Here is a 26,488-nt window from a genome sequence, read left to right on the forward strand (position 1 = left end):
TGTTCAATACTGCTCTGTGGAATACCAAGAGTTGCATCGGCAGTATGATGTATCTTGCTCAATGACTGATGGCTATGACTGTTATCAGAATGCGTTGGCAGAGAGGATCAACGGAATATTGAAGATGGAGTATCTGTTGAATAAACCGAATGATTTAGATGAAGCAAAGAAAATGGTCGCTGAATCAGTAAAAATCTATAATGAATATAGGCCTCACACAGCTCTAAAATACAAAACGCCCGATGAAATACATCGAGCGTTTTAGTCAATCAAGTGTCAACCCATATCAGGACGGGTCAGTCCCTTATCTTAAAATTAAGGGATCTATAAATTAATCATGCACTGAATTACTCAGCGTCTTCTTGCTCTTCTGCACGAGCTTTAGCGCGTGCTTCACGTGCTTGCTCAGCTTTAAGCTCTTTAGTGTGACGTAGTTCGTCACGCTCTTTACGCTGTTCTGATTTACGCTCGTTACGTTCAGCTTGGTTTGCGATGAAAGATGCTAGCTCTTTCTCTGCCCACTCTTGTGCAAGAGCTTCAGTTTCGAAACCAGACTCACGCTTAGATACTGTTGTGCTGCGAGACGTTACTTGACGAGTAATCTCTGCACACCAACCGTTGCGTTTTTCTGTAAGGCGGATATCAAATTTTTTGTTCTTAGACATGTTCTATTTTTTCCTAAGGGAGATCATTAAGGGATCGGTCAACTTTGATAACTCCATCTAAGTGAGCATCTTTTAACACCATCCCTTGGTAAGCGCGGTATTAGAGCACAAATCAATGAATATTGCTGCAAATATTTGCAGCGGATCACACTCCTATGCTGCAAATCGTTTGCGGCTCATTTCAATTCCTTGGCACGCCTCTATTCACCACCAATTTCGGCACTGTTTTATCGACCACAATGAAATGAACTATGCTCAAACAGAGATAAATGAATCGCCTAAGACTTCTATTGATAGGCACAAACATCTCACCTACTCCGCCCATAATTAAAATAGCTAAGGAGTTGCTATGGATAGCTTCATCAAAAATTTACCGAAGGTTGAGCTGCACTTACACATAGAAGGCACATTAGAACCAGAGCTGATGTTCGAGCTCGCCAAGCGTAATAACGTATCGATTCCCTTTGAAAACCCAGACCAAGTACGAGACGCGTACCAATTCCACAATCTTCAGTCCTTTCTCGACATCTATTATCAAGGCGCAAACGTGCTGCTCCACCAGCAGGATTTCTACGATCTGACGTGGGCTTATCTATTAAAATGCCAACAAGATAACGTGGTTCACACTGAGATATTCTTCGACCCACAGACTCACACGGAACGCGGCATCAGTTTTGATACGATTGTAGGTGGCATTACCCAAGCACTAGAGCAAGCCACACAGGAACTCGGGATCAGCAGCCAACTTATCATGTGTTTTCTGCGTCATCTCGATGAAGACAGCGCGTTCGAGACACTCAAACAGGCCTTACCTTACAAAGACAAAATCATTGCCGTTGGGCTAGATTCATCCGAGCAAGGCAATCCGCCTGAGAAGTTTAAACATGTCTTCCAAGAAGCGCTCAACCAAGGGTTCCTAACTGTCGCACACGCAGGAGAAGAAGGCCCCGCACAAAATATTATCGATGCACTGAGCTTATTAGGCATTACCCGAATTGATCATGGTGTTCGCTGTGTTGAAGATGAAGAGCTGATGGAACAGTTAATCGCTAAACGCACACCACTGACGGTCTGCCCGTTGTCGAACACCAAGCTCAAGGTATTTGATACCATGCAACAACACAACATTGTTGAACTGCTGAGAAAAGGACTCTGTGTCACCATCAATTCCGATGATCCCGCTTACTTCGGTGGCTACATGAATGATAACTTCCTAGCGGTTGCCAATGCACACCCGCTCACTCATCAAGAATTAGCCCAGTTCAGTATTAATGCCATCGAAGCCAGTTTCATCTCCCCTCATGCCAAAGAAGACCTCATGACACAGGTACGCCAATACTTGGTAGCGAATACTCAATAAGTTCATAACAGTTTATTTCGATCAAAAAAGGGAAGCTCAACGCTTCCCTTTATTAATCAATAGGCTGAGATTAAATTAGCCCGGATGGCCATCTACTCGTGGTGTTAACAGCATCATGCCGAATTTCCAGATAAACAGACCAAACGCCAATGTCCATAAACCCGCGCTGATGTTAACCATCTCAAACAAGTAAGCAGGGAAGAAAATCACACCTAAGCTACGAACCAGCGCGGCAATAAATATCGCTGAAAAGGCTAGCGCCATGCTTGGTCCTTTGTAAATCGCACGACCAGTGTGTCCCATTGTCACGCGCGTAATCATCGCCAGAATCAAACCGCTCAAGCCACCAATCGCAAACAAGTGCAGCATATTATGGCTCGCAAACGGGTTGTCTAATAAACCGCGTAACAGCAAGCTTAAAGGGATACACAAGTAAGCCGCGTGCAGTGACCACACCAAAGGCTCAGATAACGTCGTCCAAGGCTTCCAACGGATAAAGCGAACTAACTGAGTCACGCCAGCAAACACCATTAGCTCATTACCTACCTGAGCAAAGGTGAGTGGGAAGAAGCTCAAAACAAACAGCCCAACCAAAGGCAAGTTTGCCAACCATTCCAACCAGACCAATGGCTGCGCTTTCTCAAAGTCGAAGCGACGAGCGGTAAAGAATGGAATCACTCGTCCGCCCATTACAGACAGCAATAACGTAAACCACCACAACATCGCTTGCCATACCGCTGATGAAGGAAATGGAGGCATACCTTTAATGGTCGCGTAGCTCGCAAAGTTCGCCACGATAGCCAATATAAACAGCGGTACGAAGAATAGGTTCTTCCAACCTTTCGACTTCACGACACGGAAACCGATCTCGTAAGCCGCGAAGATTAAGAACAGCGCTTCAATCGAAGAGATTAGCCACAACGGAGCCGGTGTCCAAAACAGAATACGAGGCGCCAACCACAAACCAACTAACACCGCTAATCGATAGTGTTTGGTGCCATTGACCCCCGTCCAAGTTTGCACGGCAGTGAGCACAAAACCGACAACAATCGCCATCGAAAAACCAAACAGCATCTCATGCACGTGCCACCACAATGCGGGAACATTTAAAACCTCAGGCTGACCGTTTTGGAACATGATGACCCAAGCTACAATCGCAATCACGGCATAGAGACTGCCTAAAAAGAAGAAAGGTCGAAAGCCTAAACGCAGGTAGGCTGGAATCGCGTCTTCTACACTTTTATCTGTGATATTTAACAAACTCGCTCCTAATTCTCAGATAAGCGGCCAAGGTATTACCTAAACCAAATTTTGTGTGCATCAAATCCGATGCCATATGCAGATCACATTGCATGAAACGCGCCAATTAGATAAAACCAGTAAAAACAGCGACTCACGAGATTCAATAGCCAATAAACAAGTCAAAAAAACACAACCAAAAGAGTCATAAAGACATATAGATGTATAAATAGAAACTTACTGACTTTTGGTATCTCGCCACATATAGTAAGACTAGACTTAAATGGAACAACTCAGACAAGGAATGCGATGTATATTTTTGGTTATGGCAGTTTAATCAACTCATCTTCACGCCAGCTTACCGGTCAGACAGGGCAAGCGATCCCTGCGATTGTTCATGGCTTAATTCGCCATTGGAGCAAGATCGATGACAGCTATGTGTTATCACCTTTGATCGTCAATCTTGGCGAGGGACAAGTGAATGGTGTGTTGCTTGAGGTGGATGATATTGCACTGGCTGAATTTGATCGCCGTGAGCGTGGTTATCACCGAATCGAATTAAAGGCCTCTCAGATAAAAAGCCAAGATGAGTTCAAACAGGATCAATCGATCTGGGTTTACATCAAAGACGAGATTGAAGCTCCTTGCGAAAACAGCCCTATCGTTCAAACCTATGTCGATACAGTATTGGCAGGATGTTTAGAGGTGTCTGAAAGCTTTGCGGCGCACTTCGTTAAACACACACAAGGTTGGCATCACCCATTAGAAAATGATCGCCACCAGCCTAAATACGGCAACCTTGCTGGGGTTTCCGATCACCATCACAGTGTGATTGATGGCTTGATACTAACTGTACGCAGCTAGTTGATTTAGGTTGGTGAACACATAGGCTCACCAACCTAAAGCGAGCTTAAACGACACGAATACCTGCTGGCATCGCACGTTCAGGGGTTAGCAATACACTTTCAGATTCATCTTCCGTTTCTGCACATAGCAACATGCACTCAGAAGTGTGGCCTCTCATCTTCGCCTTCGCTAGATTGCACAAAACAACAACTTGCTTACCCATCAACTCCTCTTCTGTGTAGTAAGGAACTAGGCTGGTCACCGTTTGTAGCGTCTTGTCACCAACATCCACTTGCACGATGTACAGCTTGTCGGCGTTTTCATGACGAACAACCTCAATGATCTTACCCACACGCATTTCTAACTTAGCAAAGTCACCATAAGAGACAGTATCCATTTCTCACTTCCTATATTGATTTGTTTTCACTCATTAAATCATTTACTAAAATTAAGTAAAATGTAAATGTTTACACTAGCATTAAGCCTAATAATTACAAGCGGTAAAGATCTCATTACTGGAAGTAAAATGAGAGTTTCGTTGCCTTACTATCATTGTCGGTGTTAAATAGATGCAGCAATGTATAGAGGTTAAAAATGGCAACAATTAAAGATGTAGCAAAGGAAGCTGGTGTTTCTGTTGCAACCGTATCTCGAGTGATCAACAAGTCTCCCAAGGCGAGTACAAGCTCGGTAGAGTCTGTAACTAAAGCGATGTCTAAACTCGGCTATCGCCCGAATGCCAATGCTCGAGCGCTGGTAAGCCAAAGCACGAACACTGTTGGTGTATTGGTCGGTGACATCTCCGATCCCTTTTTTGGCACGCTGGTTAAGGCTGTCGATAATGTCGCTCGTGAGAACGGAAAACATATCCTTGTCGGTAATGGCTCACACGATCGTGAAGAAGAGAGACAAGCGATTGAGTTGCTGATTAACAGCCGTTGCGACGCCCTGGTGATCCACTCGAAAGGCCTGACCGACGAAGAACTGATTGCCTATGCGAAAGAAGTCAAAGGCTTAGTGCTGATCAACCGTTATATTGCTGAGATTGCCAACCGTTGTATTTTCTTGGACAACAAGAAAGGCGCGTATCTTGCGACGGAATATCTGATCCGCCATGGCCATCAGAACATTGCCTGTATCGCCTCATCGCATAACATTGAAGATGCCGATGAGCGTATCCAAGGTTACTTAGCGGCACTCTCAGATTACAAAATAGCGCTCTCTGACAGCTATATTGAATACTCAGCGCCCACCAGTGACGGTGGCGAATACGCCATGACTAACCTTTTGACTAAATCACTGCCAATCACAGGTATTGTGGCGTACAACGATTACATGGCAGCAGGTGCTTTGTCTGTCCTTGATGAAAACGGTATTCAAGCGCCAGACAAAATGTCGATCATCGGCTTCGATGATGGCTTGATTGCCCGCTATGTTCATCCAAAGCTCACCACTATTCGCTACCCGATTCAGATGATGGCAGAGAAAGCGACACGACTCGCGTTGCACTTAGCCAAAGGTGAAAACACCTCTACTGAACCAATGATGTTCTCTCCAACTCTGGTACGCCGCAATTCGGTAGAGAAAGTCTAAGTTCTGGTCGACTCATCAAGCAATAAACAAAAAAAGCCCTAACAGAATCGCTTCTGTTAGGGCTTTCCTACCTTACTCAGATACTCAACAATCGCGCTTAATAAACCGCACTCTTGTTGAGCGCCACTTTTGCTCATCCCCCAAGAACAACGCGATAATTCACATCGTCCTATTCACAAGCAAAAGACATTGGCGTAACCGCTTTGAGCTAGAGCGTACTAGTTTGAAGAATCCCCCGAAAATTCAAACTGGTAACAGGTACTGTAGTTATATTCTTGTTCAGGCTTGAGAATACAACTGTCCTGCTTCCACTCTGGGTGGTTAGGAGAGTCAGGTAAGAACTGGGTTTCTAGCGCCAAACCAGCGTAATCTTCATAGCTGCCACCACTTCGGTTTGGTGTGCCACCAAGCCAGTTTCCGGTGTATAGCTGCATTGCAGGTTTGGTTGAAAATACTTTTAGTGTGACGAGCGCATCTGGTGAGGTTACGGTCGCGGCACATTGAGTGCGTTTGCAGCCATCAGCCAATAAGAAAGAGTGGTCGTAACCCTTTGCTGCTTTCTGCTGTTCATCGCCCAACAAACGCTCTGAGATCATCATAGGCTGATTGAAGTCAAAGCTGGTCGATTTCACCGATTTAAGGTTACCTAACGGAATACCCACAGAATTGGTCGGTAAGAACTGATTAGCATTGATACTGACAATGTGTGACAAACAGTCGTGTCCAGCTTCAGCGCCAAGTAAATTGAAGTACGCATGATTCGTTAGGTTGACCACAGTTGGCTTGTCTGTGGTTGCAGAGTAATTAATGGAAACTCGATTGTCTTCGGTGATGTCATAACGCACCGACACATTCAAATTCCCCGGGAATCCTTGGTCGCCATTAGCAGACTCTAGGGTAAACACCACTGACGCTTCGGTTTGCTCGGCAATATTCCAACGGCGTTTATCAAATCCGTTCGGGCCACCATGCAAGGTATTGCCCGCTTGGTTGGTTTCCAGCTTGTAAGTCTGACCATCAATTTTGAAACGACCATTAGCAATGCGGTTAGCATAACGGCCAACTGTGGCCCCCATATAACTGGCTTGCTTCTCGAAGTTATCCATTGAATTAACACCCAATAGCACTTCTCGTCTGTTTCCTTTTACTGGCAAGATACAGCTCAACCACGTTGCGCCAATATCCATGAATGTCACTTCCATGCCGTGTGCATTCGACAGCGTGACAAGCTGAGCAGGTTGGCCATCATAGGCTGCAGTTTCTGTCATGGATTGATGCAGGTTCTGCGCTTGTGTCATTCTAAATTCCTTCTACTGCCAGTAAAAAGCCTCTACGTTGAGGTAAAGGCTTTAGTATTTGGCCTACCATGATCTTTTTCGTTGGTAAGCTCTATATTAAGTCTCGAAACAGCTAGATTACTTCAACTAAGCCCGCGCCGTCTTTCGCTTGGCACACATAAATCGATTCTTTTAGGCCCGTCGCTGCCTGATATTTCTGCTCAACGGTTGTTTTGATTTCATCAACCAATGCAGGTGGAACCAATGCCACAATACAACCACCGAAACCACCGCCCGTCATACGTACGCCACCTTGCTCACCGATCACTTCTTTGACCATATCAACCAGCGTATCGATTTCTTTCACCGTGATTTCAAAATCATCACGCATTGATGCATGCGATTCAGCCATCAACTCACCCATGCGTTTCATATCATGAGTGCGCAGAGCTTGAGCCGCTTCAACAGTACGGTCATTTTCAGTAATCACGTGACGAGCACGTTTCGCGACCATTTCATCCAATTCAGACTCTTTCGCTTTGAACTGCTCAATGGTCACATCACGAAGTGCCGGAACACCAAAGATACGCGCCGCTTCTTCACACTGCTCACGACGCGTATTGTATTCGCTGTCGACCAAGCCGCGTTTCTTGTTTGAGTTGATGATAACCACAGCCATATCTTCTGGCATTGAAACCGCTTGAGTTTCTAGACTACGACAATCCAAAAGCATCGCATGGTTTGCGCGACCTTCTGCCGAGATCATTTGGTCCATGATGCCGCAGTTACAGCCCACAAATTCGTTTTCGGCTTGCTGACCATTTAGCGCCACTTCAGCTTGGCTGATCTCTAGGTTATAAAGCACCTTAAATGTTTGACCAATAACCACTTCCAGTGCCGCAGAAGAACTTAAACCTGCACCTTGAGGCACGTTACCCGTTACAGAGATGTCTGCACCTGTAAATTCAAAGCCGCGACCTTTTAAGCACTTCACCACACCACGAATGTAGTTAGCCCACATCTTGTCTTGTTGGAATGTGATCTCTTGAGTTAGGTCGAATTCATCTACTGCATTACCGTAGTCCACTGATACTACTCGTACAATGTTGTCGTCACGTTTAGCCGCTGCAACTACCGTTTGGTAGTTAATGGCACACGGTAGAACAAAACCATCGTTGTAGTCGGTGTGCTCGCCGATCAGGTTCACACGACCTGGTGCTTGGATAATATGAGTCGCTTGGTAACCAAGGACTTGCTCAAAAGATGCTTTCACGTTTTGGATTAGGTCAGACATAAGTAAACTCTCTGGTTAAACTCTTTGTTCAATTGGTTATGGCCCCTTTTACGGCACCACTTTAATTCTTTTAGATTCCCTATCTCATTCGCACCTCAGGTAGGAAATGACAACATCTGCGACTAAACTTTTAAGCTTCTAAGCTCTTACACTTGTGGGCTTCTCATCTGTCGTCATTCCAGAATCGAGGGACGAGATATCGGGAATCTTGCTTGTTATTTACTAAGCAGCGTATTACTGCTCTTTGTAATGCACATCACTCAAGTCGCGAAGACGCTGTGCCGCTTGTTCTGCGGTTAAATCGCGTTGCGATTCCGCCAGCATTTCGTAGCCCACCATGAACTTACGAACTGATGCACTGCGAAGTAGCGGCGGGTAGAAAAGCGCGTGCAGTTGCCAATGGTCGATGTCGGTGCCTTCTTCAAAGAACGGCGCATAGTGCCAACCCATTGAGTAAGGGAATGAACACTGGAACAAGTTGTCGTAACGGCTCGTCAACTTCTTGATCGCCAGTGCCAAGTCATCACGCTGCTCGTCAGTCAGTTCACTCATACGGCGAATGTGCGTTTTTGGCAGCAACATAGTTTCGAATGGCCACGCTGCCCAGTAAGGCACTACGGCAATCCAATGTTCCGTTTCAACCACAGTGCGAGAGCCGTCTTTCATTTCAGCTTCAACGTAATCCACTAATAGGTTTGAGCCCTGTTGCTCGAAATATTCTTTTAGAAGCTTTTCTTTACGTTCAATCTCGTTTGGTAAAAAACTGTTCGCCCAAATTTGGCCGTGTGGGTGAGGCTGAGAGCAGCCCATGGTCTCGCCCTTGTTTTCAAATGCTTGAACCCATAGGTACTCTTTACCTAACTCTTCTATCTGCTCATTCCAGGTATCAATCACACCACGAATTTTGTTCACCGGTAGTTCCGGCAGTGTTTTGCTGTGGTCTGGCGAGAAGCAGATAACGCGGCTCAGCCCTCGAACACCTTGAGTCTTAAATAGAGGATTGTCAGACTCTGGAGCGTCAGGCGAGTCAGGCATCAACGCCGCGAAATCGTTACTAAATACATAAGTGCCGTCGTAATCTGGATTTTCGTCGCCCGAAATACGCGTATTGGTTGGGCACAAGAAACACTCTTTCTCGTACGCAGGAAGCTGCGCTGTCGATGGTTTTTCGTCTTGCCCACTCCAAGGGCGTTTTGCTCGGTGCGGTGATACTAAGATCCACTGACCCGTTAATGGGTTATAACGACGGTGCGGATGGTCTACTGGGTTAAATTCAACTTTTGACATACTTACATTGCTCTTAATTTTTGTGTCTTGGTCAATTCACCAAGACGAATAATTCTTCTACAAGGAGATTCCCTATTACGCTCGTTCCTCGCTGTAGGGAATGACGCTCAGAAATCGGAGTTTTAAAATTCGTCATTCCTGAATCGAGGACGAGATATCTGGAATCTCTCTTCATCTGCATTCCCCAAAGAAATTGGAGTTGCAGCTAGGCAACTTCGATTACCCAGGCTAGTAACCATTGGGGTTATTCGACTGCCAGTTCCACGTATCCGCCGTCATTTCCATCACGCTACGCGTCGCCTTCCAGCCAAGTTCGCGCTCCGCTTTTTCTGTGCTTGCCCAACATTCGGCAATGTCACCAGCGCGGCGTGGGCAAAGTTCATAAGGAACAGGCTTACCCGATGCCTGTGCGAAGGCTTCAACCATCTCAAGTACACTTGAGCCTTTGCCCGTACCTAGGTTGTAAATATGTAGGCCAGCCCTCTCGCCAACCACTTTCAATGCAGCTACGTGGCCATCCGCTAAATCCATCACGTGAATGTAGTCACGAACGCCTGTGCCATCGACTGTTGGGTAATCGTTTCCAAAAACAGCCAGTTTTTCACGACGACCAACAGCTACTTGAGCAATAAACGGCATTAAATTATTTGGGATACCTTGTGGATCTTCACCCATGGTGCCCGATGGATGTGCGCCTACTGGGTTGAAGTAACGCAATAAAGTCACGCTCCAATCGTTCTCCGCGTTGAATAGATCGCTTAAGCACTCTTCCACCATATACTTGCTGCGACCATAAGGGTTGGTGGTCGCGCCAGTTGGTGAAGTTTCAGTAATTGGCACAACTTCTGGATCACCATAAACAGTAGCCGAAGAGCTAAATACGATGCTTTTCACACCCGCTTTCTTCATGCATCGAGCTAACACTAGTGAACCATTGACGTTGTTATCGTAGTACTCCAAAGGCTTAGCCACCGACTCCCCTACCGCTTTCAGGCCAGCAAAGTGAATCACCGCTTGGATATCGTTTTCCGAAAACACGCTATCTAGAAAAGATTGGTCACGAATGTCGCCAAGATAAAACGTTGGGCGCTTGCCAGTTAACGATTCGATTCGTTCCAGCACTAGCTCTTTGCTGTTGCAAAGGTTATCAACAATGATCGGATCCATACCTGCCTGTATCATTTGAATGCATGTATGACTTCCGATGTAACCCATGCCGCCCGTAACCAGTACTTTCACAATCAACCTCTCTTTGTCGTCATTCGTGGGCTAACTCGAACTGACATTCAGCTCAGTAGCACCGTATGCCAGAAATAGTAGCAGCCATTTTGACTATAATTCTGTGATCAAAACCACGAAGTGTAAACGTTTACACTCACTTTAATCATTAATACTGATCATGGCATAGATGAAATGTATAACCGTTAACCTCTAATCCATTGAATTTTAATAAGATAATTATAGATAGTTAGATTTGAGACATCACAGATGAGTTGAGCATTTATTTTACTAAAAGTTAATGCAATGACTTCCAGTTTGATTACAATAGGTCTGTAGAATAAAGAGGTGCATTGCTTTTTTACTAAACATCAATTTCAAAGCAGCGCAATGTTCCAATAACAGGAAGTGAGTATGGCAACGTTAAAAGATATCGCGACTGAAGCGAATGTATCATTGGCTACAGTTTCAAGGGTTCTCAATGAAGATCCAACATTAAGCGTCAAGGAAGAGACCAAAAGGCGTATCTTTGAAATTGCAGAGAAGTTGGAATACAAAACCAGCAGCTCACGAAAAACCGTTAGCAGTAAGAAGCAGACCCATCACTTCCTTGCCTTGTATAACTACAAGCAAGAAGCGGAAGTTAACGACCCTTACTATCTATCGATTCGCCACGGGATTGAAACCCAATGTGAAAAGATGGAGGTTAAGCTAACCAACTGTTATGAAAGTAAAATACAAATGAACTCAGCGCCAATTACAGGTGTTTTGTTGGTAGGAAGAATGACACCAGAGGTTATCGAACAAGCCAAAAAGCTGAGCGATAATATCTGTTATGTCGATTTTACCGATCACTCAGAACCTTATGACTCTGTCGATATCGACCTGGCTTTGATCAGCAAAGAGATCACCAACTTCTTTATCAACCAAGGCTATGAGCGCATCGGCTTTATCGGTGGACAAGACGACGTCGACACCCCTGATATTCGTGAAGTGGCCTTTGCTGAATATGGCAGCCTCAAGAACGTTGTCAGTGAGCAAGACATCTACCGTGGTGACTTCTCTAGCTCTTCAGGTTACAAACTTGCAAAACAGATGCTCGCGACTGGCGACTACCCTAAAGCCATGTTTATTGCGTCAGATTCCATCGCAATTGGCGTTTTACGAGCAGTTCATGAGCACGGATTAAACATTCCTGAAGATATTGCGCTGATTAGTGTAAACGACATCCCAACAGCTAAATTTACCTTCCCATCTTTATCGACTGTTCGTATTCACTCTGAACTCATGGGAATTCAAGGCGTTAACCTGCTGATCGAGAAAGTACGCGACGGTCGCACTATCCCATTACGCGTCTATGTACCAAGCAAACTCAAGCTGCGCGATACAACAAAATAGTCAGTAATATCAAATAAATACATTAAGGCCACCTTTACTAAAGGTGGCCTTTTTTGTGCCTATCAGATACATCAATGTACACATATTCCCCAGTTTAACCTGCTTCATAAATCAGCTAATAGCATTCTTTTAAGTGGATCACACAGCACCGTAAAAAGACCTTAAAAAACGTGATGGAGTTAAAGTAAAACGTTTTCACTAATTTCATTTAGTAAAAGTTTTACTAATAATTACCTCAGTCCAAAAATACTCGTATTCACTACGACCCAATTACGCATAAGAACGTCGGTCAGCAAACTGCATTCAGACCGAGAGAGAGGCAACGTGAACAACTGGGAAAACTTCCTGAACTTACATGAGAACCGTATGGCACCGCGTGCATACTTCTTCTCGTACGCATCAGAAAAAAATGCAAAAACGTTTCAGCGTGAACTTAGCAGCCATTTCCAACTATTGAGTGGCCAATGGAGTTTCAGCTATTTCACCAACCCGCTATTGGTTCCTGAAGAGTTTTATTCTCAGGAAATGAGCGACTGGGGCAACATCACGGTTCCAAACATGTGGCAAATGGAAGGCCACGGCGATCTTCAATACACAGATGAAGGTTTCCCATTCCCAATTGATGTACCTTTCGTACCATCAGACAACCCAACAGGCGCTTACCAACGCTCTTTCTTCCTTGGCGAAAGCTGGGACGAGAAACAAACCATCATCAAATTTGATGGCGTTGAAACTTACTTCGAAGTTTACGTAAACGGCGAATATGTTGGCTTCAGCAAAGGCAGTCGCCTAACGGCTGAATTCGATATCTCTAGCCACGTAAAAGCAGGCAACAACCTACTGTCTATCCGCGTGATGCAGTGGGCCGATTCCACTTACATTGAAGACCAAGACATGTGGTGGACAGGCGGTATCTTCCGTGATGTTTACCTTGTCGGTAAAGAGCAACTGCACGTTCAAGATCTAACGGTTCGCACTGACTTCGATGATGCTTACCAAAGCGCTACCCTATCGTGCAACGTTGTATTAGAAAACCTAGCCGCAGCGGCGAACGCAAACCTTGAGTACGCATTGCTTGATGGCAGCCAAGTTATCTCGCAAGGCTCAGTAGATAACCTAACTGTTCCTAACCAACAGACTGGCGGCAATGCGAATACTCAATTCTCTATCGATGTAGTGAACCCTGTTCAATGGAACGCTGAAACCCCATACCTTTACCAACTATTGCTGACGCTAAAAGACGCCGATGGCAAAGTGCTAGAAGTGATTCCACAACGTGTTGGTTTCCGTGATATTAAAGTTCGCGATGGTCTGTTTTACATCAACAACAAATACGTGATGCTGCATGGCGTAAACCGTCACGATAACGATCATCTAAAAGGCCGTGCGGTTGGCATGGATCGCGTTGAGAAAGACTTAGTGTTGATGAAACAACACAACATCAACTCAGTACGCACTGCGCACTACCCGAACGACCCGCGCTTCTACGAGCTATGTGATATCTACGGTCTATTCGTGATGGGCGAAACCGATGTCGAAACACACGGCTTTGCTAACGTTGGCGACCTAAGCCGCATCACTAACGATGCGGCATGGGAAGCGGTGTTTGTTGAACGTATCGAACGTCATATCCACGCTCAAAAGAACCACCCTTCTATCATCATGTGGTCTTTAGGTAACGAATCTGGCTACGGTTGCAACATTCGTTCTATGTACGATGCAGCTAAAGCGATTGATGACACACGTCTGGTTCACTATGAAGAAGACCGTGATGCTGAGGTGGTAGACATCATTTCAACCATGTACTCACGTGCTCAATTGATGAATGCCTTCGGTGAATTCCCTCACGAAAAACCACGCATCATCTGTGAATACGCACACGCAATGGGTAACGGCCCGGGCGGTTTAACCGAGTACCAGAACGTGTTCTACAAGCACGATTCGATTCAAGGTCACTATGTTTGGGAATGGTGTGACCACGGCATTCTCGCACGTGATGAAGCAGGTACAGAGTTCTACAAGTACGGTGGTGACTACGGTGACTACCCGAACAACTACAACTTCTGCATGGACGGTTTGATCTACCCAGACCAAACACCTGGCCCAGGTTTGAAAGAGTACAAGCAAGTGATTGCCCCAGTGAAGCTTCGCGATTTCGATGCGAAAACTGGCACCTTCACCGTTGATAACAAACTGTGGTTCTCAAACATTGATGACTACACCATCACTGCAGAAATTCGCGCTGAAGGTGAAACCATTGCTGTGCAACACATCAAGGTTGAAGAGCTTGCAGAAAACTCTAGCCGTGAACTAACACTTAACTTGCCACAGCTTGATGAGCGCGAAGTGTTTGTGAACTTTACTGTTCGCAAGGATTCTCGCACGCCCTACAGCGAAGCGAACCACGATATCGCGGTTTACCAATTCCAAGTAAAAGAGAACACGGCGCAACTAGAAGCCTTCACCAACAACAATGCAACGGCACTGAATGTTGAAGAGTCTCGCCTCGCTTACCTAATCAAAGGCCACAACTTTGCACTGAACTTCTCGAAAGTGAACGGCAAGCTGACGTCATGGTTAGTGAATGGCGAAGAGCTAATTAAGTCAGAACCAAGACTCAACTTCTTCAAGCCAATGATCGATAACCATAAGCAAGAGCACGATGGTTACTGGGAGCCAGCACACCTACAGATCATGCAGGAGCACTTCCGCACACTTAACGTTGAACAGGTCAATGGCAAGGTAGAAGTCACCACCACTAGCATCATTGCTCCACCAGTATTTGATTTCGGCATGCGTTGTGAATATCGCTACCAAATCAGTGCTGAAGGTCAACTAAACGTTGAACTGAGCGGTGAACGATACGGTGATTACCCACACGTGATTCCAGTCATTGGTTTCGATATGGGCATTAATGGCGACTTTGACCAGGTTCAATACTACGGCCGCGGCCCTGAAGAGAACTACCAAGACAGCAAGCAAGCCAACATGATTGATGTGTACCAATCAACGGTTGCAGACATGTTCGAGAACTATCCCTTCCCGCAAAACAACGGCAACCGCCAGCATGTTCGTTGGGCTGCGCTTTCAAGCCGCGCGGGTAATGGTATTGCGGTAAAACCACAGCAAGAAATCAACTTCAGCGCATGGTTCTACACCAACCAAAACCTGCATCAAGCACAACACACGATTGAACTAGAGAAGAGTGGCTACATCACGCTAAATCTAGACCACCAAGTGATGGGCTTAGGCTCAAACTCTTGGGGTAGTGAAGTGTTGGATTCTTACCGCGTATACATGGATGAGTTCCGCTACGGTCTAACGCTAGTGCCATTCCAAGCAGGTGACTGTAATGCACAAGCACTTATCAATCATAACTTTGGTGACGAGTTCTTCACGGCGAATACGCCAACAACTCAACCACAACAGAACGAGGCATAAACGATGATCGTTTTAGACAACCTAGAGCAATTTAAAGTCGTTTACCGCGACGGTCGTAAATGGCAGCGCTGCGTAGAAGCGATTGAAAACATCGGCAACATCAAAGATGGCGTGATGTATTCCATTGGTGACTCACTGGCTTACATGATTGAAGACGGCGTGGCTCGTAACACAGAAAACTTCACCGGAAACCGACGTTATTTCGATGTTCATTACTACTTGGAAGGTCGTGAAACCGTTGAGTTTGCAGCTAAGTCTCAACTTGAACAAACCCAAGCTTACAGCGATGAAACCGACCGTGAACACCTACTGGGTAACGGTGAGACTCGCGAATTGGTTGAAGGTCAAGTTGCGATCTTTGATAACAGCAAAGCTTACCGCTTTCACGGTGATAACCGAGTTCGCAAAGTAGTGCTGAAAGTAACCATTGAAGACGGTTACTTCCTTAATAAGTAAGTAGCCGAAAACAAGCTACCGAAGCCAAACAGCTGAAAGTAGCAACAACAAGATCTATTCACAGTGTGACCGAGGCTTGCCGTTCAAGACTCAGTCACACTGCAAACGCCTTTATGCTTCTTCCCTACAAGGAAGCTTAAAGATATAACGACTATAATTACGTGACCCTTGGAGGACACTATGTCTGAATCTGTACGCGGTAAGTTAGGCAAATTTGCCCTACTCTCCATGACATTTGCAGCGGTATTTAACGTTCGCAACATTGTAAACAACAACATCGAATTGGGATTGAGTTCAGCCCCTATCTTTTTGCTCGCTACCCTTATTTACTTTATTCCATTCGTGTTCATCATTGCTGAATTCGTATCCGCAAATAAAAACTCTGAGTCAGGCATGTATGACTGGCTTAAAAAACCGCTAGGCTCAAAAGCTGCCTACCTAGGTTCGTTCCTATATTGGTTCGTAAACCTTTTCTGGTTTGTATCTCTACTACCAAACGTAATTGCATATGCGTCTTACGCGATGTTGGGCTATGAATACGCCTTCTCGCCAGTCGTGACATCGGCCATCTCGATTGCTCTGTTTGCAGCAGCGACACACATCTCAACCAAAGGCGCGAGCTGGTTAGGTAAAATTGCCGAGATCGTGGCATACGGTGTATTCGCTCTATTTGCAATCTACGTTATCGGTGCACTAATGGCACTCGGCGGCAACCATGAACCAGTAGAACCAATCACGCTTGAAGCAATGACACCGACCATCAACTGGGCAACGCTAGGTATCATGTGTTGGATCTTCCAAGCAGCCGGTGGTGCAGAAACCGCAGCCGCTTACCTAAACGATGTTAAGGGCGGTCACAAGTCTTTCATCAAGGTTATCATTGGTGCGGGTATCGCAATCGGCGCAATGTACGCAGTTGGCTCTCTTCTAGTAAACGTATTCGTTGCTCGTGATGAATTGACCTACGCTGGCGGCATGGTTGAAATCTTCACAGGTATGGCAAACTACTTCGACATTTCACAATCTCTAACGGGTCGCTTCGTCGGTATTATCCTATTCGTTGCTATGTTCGGTTCGATGATGATGTGGACAGCAGCTCCAGTAAAAATTCACTTCTCTGAAATTCCTAAAGGTGTTTACGGCGAGAAGACAACAGAGCTTAACGAACACGGCGTGCCAGTACGTGCTGCTTGGTGGCAGTTCGCGTTTGTATTCGTGATGCTTGTGGTTAACGGCTTCGGCTCTGAATCAGTACAAGACATGATGAACACAGCAATCAACCTAACAGCAGGTACCGCAATGTTACCGCCAATCTTCATCATGGTGGCTTACTTTGTGTTCCGCTTGAAACACGACGACACACCACGTGATTTCCGTATGGGTACTCGAGTTCAAGGTATGGCTGTTGTATCGGTACTTATTGGTATCTTCGTTGTGAGCATGACAGCATCGGCATTCCCGACTGGTGTTGACCTTGTTCAAGCCTTCTTCATCAACGTATTCATGACAGCGGTATTCTCTGGTATTGCATGGTGGTGGATCTCTCGCTTTGAAAAGAAGCAAGCTGGTAAAGAGGCAAAGCTAGCAACAGCTAAGCAATCGTAGCACTCTGCATTACCCCCAACTTTTAAAGCGCCTAGCAAGGCGCTTTTTTTGTTTTAAATCAGATAATTAAATAACAAACCAAAGAAATAAAAACGGCATTCCGTCAAGATTTCAGTTCACGAAAAACACCAATGAATAGGTAATAAAACTCGAATAAAAACAAAGGTAAAACATTAACTAAATTTATTTACCCAAGGTCACATATTTGATCAATTTCGATTAACTTCCCGCCGCTTAATCTTTAATCTTCTTGCTGAAGAGACAAACTAATTAATATAAAAAAAGCGACACAAAGCCCCTACAAGCCTTATAAATCGTCGATTATGAAACAAGCAATCTCTTCAATGGACGCCTTAATCTTTAATTCTTTGTTTTGGTAATAACTTTACTGAAACGCCAGAGAGAAAAAGCCCAAAGAAGTCCGATCGTAAATCTATAAAAACAACAATGAGCCAACCCTGACAAAACAAAGCGGGTGTTTGCCAAACCAACATAACAATAAAAGTGCGGTCTAGAGCTTCCCTCTCTAGGACCAAGTTATAACGATCATCAACGTGATTCACCGGAGAACATCATGTCCGAAAATAAACGCAGTACGATAGGCAAATTTGCCCTACTGTCTATGACCTTCGCGGCGGTATATAGCTTCAATAACATCATTAATAACAACATCGAGATCGGCCTTTCTTCGGCTCCGATGTTCTTTCTAGCAACCATCTTTTACTTTGTGCCATTTTGTTTGATCGTTGCAGAGTTTGTGTCACTGAATAAAGACTCTGAAGCGGGTGTTTATTCTTGGGTTAAAAGCTCGCTAGGCGGCCGCTGGGCGTTTATATCGGCTTACACATACTGGTTTGTTAACCTGTTCTTCTTCACCTCTCTGCTACCTAGAATCATCGCTTATGCGTCGTATGCGTTCTTAGGTTTTGAATACATATTCACGCCAATGACCACCGCAATTCTAAGTACCATTTTGTTTGCGGTCGCGACTCATATTTCTAACAACGGTGCGAAATTACTGGGCCCTATCACATCACTAACATCATCACTGATGCTGCTACTAACAATGTCTTACATCTTGCTATCTGGTGGTGCTTTGGTAGGCGGTATCGAGCCAGCAGACCCAATCACCATCGAAGCCATGACACCAAGTTTTAACTGGGCGTTCCTTGGTGTAATCACTTGGATCTTCATGGCGGCAGGCGGTGCAGAATCGGTAGCGGTTTACGTTAACGACATCAAAGGCGGTCACAAATCTTTTGTTAAAGTTATCATCATCGCGGGTATCTTCATTGGTGCGCTTTACTCGGTAGGATCTGTGTTAGCAAACGTATTTGTTGCTCGTGAAGAACTTAAATTTACTGGCGGCTCAGTTCAAGTTTTTGAAGGTCTAGCAAGACACTTTGGACTGTCTGAAATCTTGATGAACCGTTTCGTTGGTGTGGTTTCATTCACAGCTATGCTGGGTTCTCTACTGATGTGGACAGCAACACCAGTTAAGATTTTCTTCTCTGAAATCCCTAAAGGCATCTTCGGCGAGAAAACCGTCGCACTTAACAAACAAGGCGTTCCAGAGCGTGCGGCTTGGGTTCAGTTCTTCATCGTAATTCCACTGATGTTCATCCCAACACTGGCGTCGGACACAGTACAAGACTTAATGAGCACCATCATCAATATGACAGCCGCAGCCTCTATGTTGCCACCACTGTTCATCATGATTGCTTACCTGCACCTACGTGTAAAACTTGACCATCTACCTCGTGACTTCCGTATGGGTTCTCGCCGAGTAGGTATCACCGCAGTGTCGATTCTTATCGCTATCTTTACGGTTGGTTTCTTTGCATCAACCTTCCCAACGGGCGCAGACATCATGACCATCATCTTCTACAACGTGGGCGGGATTGTGATCTTCCTTGGCTACGCATGGTGGAAGTACGGTCAATACGAGAAAAGCTTATCTCCAGAAGAGAAGAAACTAGAAGCAAAACCTGAAGCGGCGAATGCTTAGTTTGACCCCACATTCTGATTGAAACTTAAGGCACTCCCATTTGGCGAGTGCCTTTTTATTTGTGGGTACATTTCCACTCAATCCCCCATTTTCACCAAAGCCATTCAAGAAAGAAGATATTCGAGTCAGCAATCTAACCACCCATAAAATGATTCACAACCTGAATACCTGCAACCCCAACCATGCCTCTGCAAATTCAACTTAAAGTCAAAACGAAAACAAGGTAAACATTTACTAAAAATAGATCACACTTTTGACCCTAATTAATTTTAAACATCAAAATTATCATTAATATCGGTTTTGCGATCGTAAGTAACCTGACCAATACGCCTTAAGAGCACCCCATATTATAAGTCAAGACTGCCTACGAGCCTTCATTTATTAACCCGACATAGAAGTGAATAAAATGAAATTTAGTTTTACTAAAAACACTCTTATTACAAGTTGTATTCTTGCTGCCTTAACTGCTAATGCAAACGCTGAAGAATCAGCGGCAAATCATAGTGACACTCAGCCCCCTGAAGCTGCCTCACAAACTCTATTTAACTTTTATGGTGAGCTTGGTCTAGGTGGTCACGTTGCATTAGAAGGTGATGACAAGGGTCGCTACGCGGACGGTACATACATCGAAGTAGGTCTCGCTATCGAGCATGGCAACTGGTTTGGTCTTGCATATATGGAAGGTTGGACAGTACAAGCCGACGATGAAGGCAATGCATGGGCAACGGGTCATGGTTGGGGTGGCTTTGAAGGTGGTTTTAACCGCTTCTACGCTGGCTACCGCACAGATAACAAAACAGAGTTTATTGTTGGTCGTATGGACTCTTCACTGGATGACGTTCAATGGTGGGGCGATGCAACCGTCGAATACGGTTATGCAATCTCTAACACTCGCGATGTAAACGTAGGGGTCAAAATTCAAAACTTAGAAGGCAAGCTTCGCTACAGCGTTTCTTTCGCTCCTGAGTCTGACTTCTCTGAAGATGACGCTCTTATCCATTTCGGTAAATACGATAGCTTTGCAGACCAATGGAAAGACAAGAACGCCATGGTCAATGGTTACTTACAATATGACCTCACTGATGACCTAACATTAATGGGTGGCGGTGAAGTCCGTAATAACGATGGCGGAGAGCTATTTCTATTGGGTGCTGAATACAAAAATGTTGCTGCACGTGTTTGGCACGATACAGACAAGGGTAACCAAGAGTCTTTCGGTAGTGAGTCTGGCATTCAAACCAGTGCATGGTACGAGGCAGCACAAGGCGTATACCTATCAGCAGCCTACAACTACGCAAACTTCGACGGCGACAACGGTGAAAAAGAAATCACCTCTTACATCAATGCTGGCGTTTGGTACGAATACGGCAACGGCGCATTTGCGACTGCCTTCGATAGCCGCTTTGGCGTAGGCAGCGATACTGAAATCGGCGACGCGCAAGTGTTCGCAATGCAATACTTCTACTGGTAATAACAGGAACTCATCATGAAACTGAATAAATCATTCGCAGCTCTCGCTATCGGTGCAGTACTTGTTGTTACTGGTTGTGCATCAAACTCTGGCTCAGAACAACTGCAAGCTAACGAATTTAAGAATGTTATCGACCGCACTGGCTCACCAGAATACATGCGTGACTACGACTTCGATGACCACCAACGTTTTAACCCATTCTTCGACCTTGGCGCATGGCACGGTCACCTACTACCAGATACTGCTGAAGGTATGGGCGGCTTCCCAGGTACTGCACTGCTTACCGAAGAATACATCAACTTCATGGCTGATAACTTTGACCGCCTAAGCGTGTTCAAAGATGGCAAAAAAGTGGCTTTCACCATGGAAGCTTACAGCCTGCCGGGCGCATTAGTTCAGACGCTGAAAGCTGACGATATTACGGTAGAAATGACGATGCGTTTCGCGTCTAACCGTACTTCTCTGCTAGAAACGAAAATCACCACTGACTCACCAGTTGAGTTAGTGTGGGACGGTGAACTGCTTGAAAAAACACACGCTAAAGAAGGCGTAGCGCAAACCGACAAAACCATTGCCGAGACTTACCCTAACTACAACCGCCAAATCGTTGCAACCGACGACGGCCTAAAGGTCACTTTCGGTAAAGTGCGTTCAACGTGGGATCTACTAACCTCAGGTGAGTCTGAGTACCAAGTTCATAAGTCTATTCCAACCCAAACCAAGATCGATGGCCTAACGTTTACTTCAACCGCAAGCATTGAAGAATCAACCACCATCTACACCACATACTCGCACGTGTTAACGGCAGAAGAAGCGAAAGCGGAACAGCCTGAGATCAAAAAGATCATGGCAAACCCTACCGATTTCTTAGCTGCATCTGAAGCGCGCTGGGAAGGTTACCTAGAGATGGGCTTAACCAACCCGAATGCGACGCCTGAGCAAGAGCGTGTTGCGGTAAAAGCGATGGAAACTCTAAACGGTAACTGGCGTGGTGCAGCCGGTGCGATGGAATTTGACTCTGTGACACCTTCGGTAACAGCGCGCTGGTTCTCAGGCAACCAAACATGGCCATGGGACACATGGAAACAAGCCTATGCAATGGCTCACTTTAATCCAGACGTGGCGAAAGATAACATCCGCGCGATGTTCGCTTACCAGATTCAGGCTGACGACCCTGTTCGCCCTTGGGATGAAGGCTACGTGCCAGACCTACTGGCGTACAACCTTAGCCCAGAGCGTGGCGGGGATGGTGGCAACTGGAACGAACGTAACACCAAACCAAGCTTAGCGGCTTGGGCAGTAATGGAGGTCTACAAGACCACCAGCGACGAAGCTTGGCTTGAAGAGATGTATCCAAAGCTAGTGGCATACCATGATTGGTGGCTACGCAACCGTGATAACAACGGCAACGGTGTTCCAGAATATGGCGCAGCGCGCGACAAAGCACACAACACACCTGAAGGCGAAATGTACTTCACCGTGGTTCGTGGCGACAAACATGAAACCGTCGTAGGCCAAGCAGCACTAGATAAAGTCGTCGCTGAAGGTAACTACGATTACATCGAAAGCCCAGCTCAAACGGCAGCGTCTTGGGAATCAGGTCGTGATGATGCAGCCGCTTTTGGTTTCATCGATAAAGATCAGCTAGACGCATACGTTGCTAACGGCGGCAAGCGCAGTGATTGGGATGTTGAGTTCGCTCAAAACCGCGCTGAAGACGGCACGCTACTAGGCTACTCACTGCTGCAAGAGTCGGTTGACCAAGCAAGCTACATGTACAGCGATAACAAGTACCTAGCGGAAATGGCTGACATTTTGGGCAAAGATGCCGAAGCGAAAGAGTTCCGTGAAAAAGCTGAACATCTATCGAACTACATCAACACTTGTATGTTCGATGAGAGCACAAACTTCTTCTACGACATTCGCATTGAAGACAAACCATTGGCGAACGGCTGTGCGGGTAAACCGATTGTAGAGCGAGGCAAAGGCCCTGAAGGTTGGTCACCACTGTTCAACGGTGCAGCGACTCAAGATCACGCTGATGCTGTTGTCTCAGTGATGAAAGATACCTCTGAGTTCAACACCTACGTTCCATTGGGTACTGCAGCACTATCGAGCCCAGCATTTGGCCCAGATATTTACTGGCGTGGACGTGTATGGGTAGATCAGTTCTACTTCGGCCTAAAAGGCATGGACAGCTACGGCTACCGTGACGATGCGATTGAAATGGCAGGTGCATTCTTCGACCATGCTGATGGTTTGGTACAAGACGGGCCAATTCGTGAGAACTACAACCCATTGAACGGTGAACAACAAGGCGCACCAAACTTCTCTTGGAGTGCGGCTCACCTATACATGCTGTACAACGATTTCTTTACCGACGCAGAGTAAACCAAATCTATACCTGTCTTCTGAAATTCAATGAAAAGATAACCTCATAAATTTCAGGCTTTGGCACTCAGTATCTCGCTGAGTGCCTTTTTTACACCTGAAGCCAAATAATCGAACAAACAAGTTCTTAAACTATTTGGCCTACTATGATCCTTTTACTCTGTTCGCTGTACTCCGCAAGCACAGACAAGCTTTTATTCACTAAAAACAAAGAGTACTCTTGCTATAAAACTCCTCTCAAAAATTTTATCACTCACACAGAAACATTGGGCTCTGAAGACTTATTCGAATTTTATTTATCCTTATTAGTCTTCCGGACATTAATTTGATATGCGTTTACTAAATAATCGCTAAACTATAGTGTCGCCTACCCCTTTTTTGAGAAAACCTAAATGCCTAATGCTGGTTCCACCCTAAATAAACGTATGGGAATCGTTGCGCTCACCTGGCCAATTTTTATCGAAGTTCTTCTAAGAACTGCACTCAACACCAGTGATGTCTTCATGTTATCGGGATACTCAGACAAAGCAGTGTCTGCCGTTGGTGTTATTTCTCAGATATCCTTTTTTCTGATCATTGTCTCGACCATGGTCAGCAGTGGTACGGGGATTTTAATCGCGCAATACAACGGTGCCTCTCGCACTCAAGAGAGCGCTCACGTGGGTGTAGCGAGCATCATTCTGGCCATTATTGCCGGTGTGCTACTGAGTGTTATTGCAGTTCTTGTTGCTGAATATTTTATCCCGCTCTATCAACTCGAGCCTCAAGTCGAACAGTACGCGCAAGAATACCTGTTCATCAGTGGTGCTCTCACTTTCAATGTAACCATAGGTGTGGTTCTCACCACAATTCTAAGAAGCCATGGCTATTCAAAGTCACCGATGGTGATCAACATGATTGCAGGTGTCATCAATGTAATCGGTAACTACTGTGCCCTATATCAACCTTTTGGTTTGCCTGTATACGGCGTGCAAGGGGTTGCGACCGCGACCGTAATTAGCCAAGTGATCGGGATGTTGATCTTGATTGGTGTGGTTAGAAGCAAAGGCATTGACCTACCAGTGAAGCAGTTTAAATCTGTGCCTAAAGCCATCTATCAAAAAATCATTAAGATCGGCTCGATGAACGCAGGAGAAGTGCTCTCTTATAATATGGCTCAGATCAGCATTACCTTCTTTGTCGTGCAGATGGGTACGTCTTCACTGGCTGCGTTTACTTACGCACAAAACATCGCTCGCCTCTCTTTTGCATTTGCACTGGCAATTGGTCAAGGTAGCCAAATCCAAACTGGTTATTACATTGGTAAGGGCTGGATCGACGAGATTACCAACCGCGTGCAACGTTACTTTGTGGTTGGTTTTATCGCTTCAACGACGATTACCAGCATTGTTTATGTGTTCCGTTTCGACATTCTCGATCTGTTCACGCAAGATCCAGAGATCATTGCGCTGGCTGCCGCACTGATTGCGGGCTCCATCATTCTTGAGGCTGGCCGAGTATTTAACCTGATCTTTATCTCTTGTCTAAAGGCAGCTGGCGACATTAAATTCCCGATCAAAATGGGCATTCTCAGCATGTGGGGCATTGGGGTTGCCATGAGCTATTTACTTGGTGTGCATTGGGGGTATGGGGTATTTGGCGCTTGGATGGCAATCGCGATGGACGAGTGGTTCCGTGGAGTCATCATGGCTTATCGCTGGCGAGCGAAGAAATGGACTCGATTCTCTTTTTAGGTTGTTGTTGATACGCCTAAATTTATCTCGACCAAAAGAGAAAAGCGCTAGGGGGAGCTAGCGCTTTTAAGACCAACTAAGTCCGTTTAGCCTGGCAGTTTTTTCAGCTACATCATGAGGATATAACCATTCTTTTACTTAGGTAAATCAAAAAGTCTATTCTTTACGACTGCTTTAAGTCGTAAATTAAGTATAGTCGGGTTCTTATAATAAGCCGGATTTTTCTCAAGTTAATTCATATAAAATTGGCAACTAACCGGCACGATAAACTATTCGGAAACCACAGATGAGACCGTATTAGTAATCAATTTTCTAAGTAGCTTATTTTTATCATCTAAATGCTTAGCTTTCCTATAAACAAGCTGGATATCAAAATCTGGAACATCAATCGGTGGTTTCACAGCCAACAAGGTTTCTTCACTATCAATATCCTTACGCGCGACAAGCTTGGGAACAATACAAAGTAATTCTCTACCACGAATGAGCCGTTTTACTGTTAAAAAGTTACTGGAAGCTACAGCCACTTTCCGGCTAAGTCCTAATTCAGCCAAACGAATATCAACTCCCGTTGTTAAAGCTCCGGCAGGAGAAACGAGTGCGTGCTCGACAGCAACAAATTGTTCTAGCGACATCGGGTCGTCAATAGATAGAATCGATTGATCAAGTAAACAAACATGCTGCTCCGTATACAAATGCTTTGTTCGATATTGCTTTGGTACCTCACCAAAGCTGCCTATCGTCATATCAAGCTTGGCATCTTCAAAGACTTGCTGGTAGTTACTCCGGTTTACATTGAACAACGCTACTTGGGAGTAAGGAGAGGATTGCTTAATAAGATCAAACAATATTGGAGCGAACATCTGCTCGGCATAATCAGTGAGACCTATCTTCCAAGTCCCTTTATAAGTCTCTGCATCAAACGATTTAGACAGCAGTACCTCTGACTGGATGGTATTTAGTAGTGCTTCGACGGTACTGGATAATTCGATGGCTCGGTCTGTCGCCTCCATCTTGCTACCCACACGCTCAAACAAAGGGTCATCAAACAACTTCCGGAGCCTTTGTAAGCTATGACTCATCGCGGATTGGCTGATATAACAGCGTTCAGCGGCCTTGCTAACGCTGTTGGTTTTATACAACGCCTGCAGTGCAATCAACAAGTTAAGGTCAATCCCTTTCCAGTTAAAATCAGCCATAAAACAAAAC

20 protein-coding genes are annotated in these 26,488 nt (G+C 45.4%); 12 read left to right on the forward strand and 8 right to left on the reverse strand.

The features are described from left to right. Positions 1–265: integrase core domain-containing protein (locus L4C44_RS13670; RefSeq protein ID WP_428804342.1), on the forward strand; the 265-nt coding region annotated here is incomplete at its 5' end. Positions 266–347: 82 nt separating this feature from the next. On the opposite strand, the gene L4C44_RS13675 is transcribed toward L4C44_RS13670, so the two are convergent. Next, on the reverse strand, positions 348–665 hold the full coding sequence (locus L4C44_RS13675) for a DUF3622 domain-containing protein (protein WP_017056240.1): 318 nt from the start codon (positions 663–665) through the stop codon (positions 348–350). Between the two features lie 349 nt (positions 666–1,014). Between L4C44_RS13675 and L4C44_RS13680 the strand changes: the two genes are divergently transcribed. After that, complete coding sequence (locus L4C44_RS13680; protein WP_428805243.1) at positions 1,015–2,025, forward strand: adenosine deaminase; 1,011 nt, start codon at positions 1,015–1,017, stop codon at positions 2,023–2,025. Between the two features lie 75 nt (positions 2,026–2,100). Here L4C44_RS13680 and L4C44_RS13685 read toward each other — a convergent pair whose 3' ends face one another. Continuing rightward, the gene (locus tag L4C44_RS13685) at positions 2,101–3,285 is read right to left on the reverse strand and encodes an NnrS family protein (protein WP_285954288.1); all 1,185 of its coding nucleotides are present in this window, start codon (positions 3,283–3,285) and stop codon (positions 2,101–2,103) included. A 288-nt stretch (positions 3,286–3,573) separates the two neighbouring features. Here L4C44_RS13685 and L4C44_RS13690 point away from each other — a divergent pair, with 288 nt between their 5' ends. After that, on the forward strand, positions 3,574–4,128 hold the full coding sequence (locus L4C44_RS13690; RefSeq protein ID WP_428805244.1) for a gamma-glutamylcyclotransferase family protein: 555 nt from the start codon (positions 3,574–3,576) through the stop codon (positions 4,126–4,128). A gap of 46 nt (positions 4,129–4,174) precedes the next feature. On the opposite strand, the gene L4C44_RS13695 is transcribed toward L4C44_RS13690, so the two are convergent. After that, on the reverse strand, positions 4,175–4,507 hold the full coding sequence (locus tag L4C44_RS13695) for a tRNA-binding protein (RefSeq protein ID WP_017060796.1): 333 nt from the start codon (positions 4,505–4,507) through the stop codon (positions 4,175–4,177). 197 nt (positions 4,508–4,704) lie between these two features. Between L4C44_RS13695 and L4C44_RS13700 the strand changes: the two genes are divergently transcribed. Next, positions 4,705–5,703, forward strand: a complete 999-nt coding sequence (locus L4C44_RS13700) for a substrate-binding domain-containing protein (protein ID WP_428805245.1) — start codon at positions 4,705–4,707, stop codon at positions 5,701–5,703. Between the two features lie 218 nt (positions 5,704–5,921). Here L4C44_RS13700 and galM read toward each other — a convergent pair whose 3' ends face one another. From galM to galE, 4 genes are all read right to left on the reverse strand, one after another. After that, positions 5,922–7,001: a galactose-1-epimerase gene (gene galM, locus L4C44_RS13705; RefSeq protein ID WP_428805246.1), complete on the reverse strand. Its 1,080-nt coding sequence runs from the start codon at positions 6,999–7,001 to the stop codon at positions 5,922–5,924. A gap of 112 nt (positions 7,002–7,113) precedes the next feature. Next, positions 7,114–8,274 (reverse strand): galactokinase, encoded by a 1,161-nt coding sequence (gene galK, locus L4C44_RS13710; protein WP_048612261.1) that lies wholly within the window; start codon positions 8,272–8,274, stop codon positions 7,114–7,116. A 234-nt stretch (positions 8,275–8,508) separates the two neighbouring features. Further along, complete coding sequence (locus L4C44_RS13715) at positions 8,509–9,561, reverse strand: UDP-glucose--hexose-1-phosphate uridylyltransferase (protein WP_215404304.1); 1,053 nt, start codon at positions 9,559–9,561, stop codon at positions 8,509–8,511. Between the two features lie 228 nt (positions 9,562–9,789). Then, complete coding sequence (galE, locus tag L4C44_RS13720) at positions 9,790–10,800, reverse strand: UDP-glucose 4-epimerase GalE (protein WP_332411495.1); 1,011 nt, start codon at positions 10,798–10,800, stop codon at positions 9,790–9,792. 393 nt (positions 10,801–11,193) lie between these two features. Between galE and ebgR the strand changes: the two genes are divergently transcribed. From ebgR to L4C44_RS13760, 8 genes are all read left to right on the forward strand, one after another. Beyond that, the gene (ebgR, locus tag L4C44_RS13725; protein ID WP_428805247.1) at positions 11,194–12,177 is read left to right on the forward strand and encodes a transcriptional regulator EbgR; all 984 of its coding nucleotides are present in this window, start codon (positions 11,194–11,196) and stop codon (positions 12,175–12,177) included. A gap of 324 nt (positions 12,178–12,501) precedes the next feature. Continuing rightward, entirely contained in the window at positions 12,502–15,618 is a 3,117-nt protein-coding gene (ebgA, locus tag L4C44_RS13730; RefSeq protein WP_428805248.1) for a beta-galactosidase subunit alpha, read from the forward strand. 3 nt (positions 15,619–15,621) lie between these two features. Continuing rightward, on the forward strand, positions 15,622–16,074 hold the full coding sequence (locus L4C44_RS13735) for a beta-galactosidase subunit beta (protein WP_215404298.1): 453 nt from the start codon (positions 15,622–15,624) through the stop codon (positions 16,072–16,074). A gap of 180 nt (positions 16,075–16,254) precedes the next feature. Continuing rightward, positions 16,255–17,679: an amino acid permease gene (locus tag L4C44_RS13740; protein ID WP_146492049.1), complete on the forward strand. Its 1,425-nt coding sequence runs from the start codon at positions 16,255–16,257 to the stop codon at positions 17,677–17,679. A 574-nt stretch (positions 17,680–18,253) separates the two neighbouring features. Beyond that, a complete protein-coding gene (locus L4C44_RS13745) occupies positions 18,254–19,687 on the forward strand; it encodes an amino acid permease (RefSeq protein WP_086715307.1) in 1,434 nt (477 codons plus the stop codon). A 406-nt stretch (positions 19,688–20,093) separates the two neighbouring features. Then, positions 20,094–21,158, forward strand: coding sequence for a protein YgjJ (gene ygjJ, locus L4C44_RS13750; protein ID WP_428805249.1), 1,065 nt, complete (start codon positions 20,094–20,096; stop codon positions 21,156–21,158). 15 nt (positions 21,159–21,173) lie between these two features. After that, positions 21,174–23,549, forward strand: a complete 2,376-nt coding sequence (gene ygjK, locus L4C44_RS13755; RefSeq protein WP_428805250.1) for an alpha-glucosidase — start codon at positions 21,174–21,176, stop codon at positions 23,547–23,549. A 392-nt stretch (positions 23,550–23,941) separates the two neighbouring features. Then, positions 23,942–25,282, forward strand: coding sequence for an MATE family efflux transporter (locus L4C44_RS13760; protein ID WP_146492046.1), 1,341 nt, complete (start codon positions 23,942–23,944; stop codon positions 25,280–25,282). A gap of 269 nt (positions 25,283–25,551) precedes the next feature. On the opposite strand, the gene L4C44_RS13765 is transcribed toward L4C44_RS13760, so the two are convergent. Next, the gene (locus tag L4C44_RS13765; RefSeq protein WP_146492045.1) at positions 25,552–26,478 is read right to left on the reverse strand and encodes a LysR family transcriptional regulator; all 927 of its coding nucleotides are present in this window, start codon (positions 26,476–26,478) and stop codon (positions 25,552–25,554) included. Positions 26,479–26,488 lie beyond the last annotated feature (10 nt).

Origin of the sequence: Vibrio satsumensis (assembly GCF_050337435.1) — a bacterium.
Taxonomy (GTDB): Bacteria; Pseudomonadota; Gammaproteobacteria; order Enterobacterales; family Vibrionaceae; genus Vibrio; species Vibrio satsumensis.